The organism is Clostridium sp. BL-8 (assembly GCF_002006495.1).
Taxonomy (GTDB): domain Bacteria; phylum Bacillota; class Clostridia; order Clostridiales; family Clostridiaceae; genus Clostridium.
This window is the reverse complement of sequence record NZ_LZZL01000204.1, coordinates 1-1,203: the sequence shown is the minus strand read 5'-3', so window position 1 is coordinate 1,203 and position 1,203 is coordinate 1. Positions and strand designations below refer to the sequence as shown.

Below are 1,203 nucleotides of genomic sequence, written 5' to 3'. Positions count from 1 at the left end.
GTAGGACGTTGCGAGGTAAGATAAAAGATAGCTGATATGGCTATCTTTTTTATTTAATACAGAGTTATTTTTAATGATATTATCAATCAGTGCCATTGTCAGTCAGAATGACTGGAAAAAGCTCGTTAAATATTTTGATTCCAAGCTTTTCAGAAAGTAGATCAAATACCTCAATTACACACTCTTGAGTTTTTTCAGCAAGTGCAAAAATTAGCATTAGATAACAGTTGCGGAAAAGCATAGTTAAAAAGACTTGTTTGCTGTTCCCACGACCGCCCTCCACAGTGTCCATTTCTACAACCTGAGATTCTGGTTTGGTTTTAAGTAGGGTAGAAAAGTCGTCATAAGTGCGACCTATACGAAATTCCCTTGCAGAAAGGCTAATCCTTGTACCTTTTTTACGTTCCTTACATTTGTAGCGTACGCGACGCCTTAAATCAATGTTCTTAGCGGTAAAAACACCTTTATCGATATAGTTATAAAGCGTCCTGCGGCAGCAAGGTATTTCGTGACCGTGATGGGCATAAATATGAGCGACTGATTGTCCTTGTTTAAGCAAAGGTGAAATTATATTATCTAGTATAGTGATGCCAGCTGGAGATTGATTAATTCCGTCTCTGCATGAAACTAAAAGTTCCTGAGAAGCCATATCAGCCTGTTGTGCAGAATAAAGTGCGTGTTGAAGTGTACACCTTTTAATCTTTTGGCAACCGTTGCAGACATAAGGAGCTTTTTGAATTTTAGGACATACTTTTATAGTGTAATCAGGACAAAGTTCTTTACAGTCTGCTTCGCGGGAAGGATTATAGCAGCTCTTGCAGAGTTTAACGCAATCCTTTCTTTCACATAAGAAGCGAATCTGACAGTTTTTTTTGAGGGCACATGGAAGCTTTGCTTTAGCTCCATCTCTCTCAGGAAAATAACGATATTTTTTAACTTCTTTTGCAACAGTGCTAGGATGTTTTTTATCTTTCTAGCGATAGCAGCAAAGGATTCACCGTCTAATAGACCTTTTTCAATCACAATGCGTTGAGTTGTTGTTAGATGTTTACAATTATAATTCTTATTCACTATAATTACCTCCAATAATATTAGAGGAATCCACTTAAATATAAATTGTATCACCTTGTATCAAAAAATAGTGCAATACTAAAGTCATTAATCAAGAATTTAGTATTGCAATCAAGAAGTTACTTTTTCATT

2 protein-coding genes are annotated in these 1,203 nt (G+C 36.0%); both read right to left on the bottom strand.

Going from position 1 to position 1,203, the window contains the following annotated elements; genetic code table 11:
- Window positions 1-82: 82 nt before the first annotated feature.
- A complete protein-coding gene (locus tag CLOBL_RS28880) occupies window positions 83-649 on the bottom strand; it encodes a hypothetical protein (RefSeq protein WP_242953948.1) in 567 nt (188 codons plus the stop codon).
- 104 nt (window positions 650-753) lie between these two features.
- Window positions 754-1,071, bottom strand: a complete 318-nt coding sequence (locus tag CLOBL_RS28875; protein ID WP_242953947.1) for a helix-turn-helix domain-containing protein — start codon at window positions 1,069-1,071, stop codon at window positions 754-756.
- Window positions 1,072-1,203 lie beyond the last annotated feature (132 nt).

Excerpts from the sequence above, each read along its gene's own strand:
- CLOBL_RS28880 (WP_242953948.1), bottom strand. The coding sequence starts at position 649 with ATGGCTTCTCAGGAACTTTTAGTTTCATGCAGAGACGGAATTAATCAA.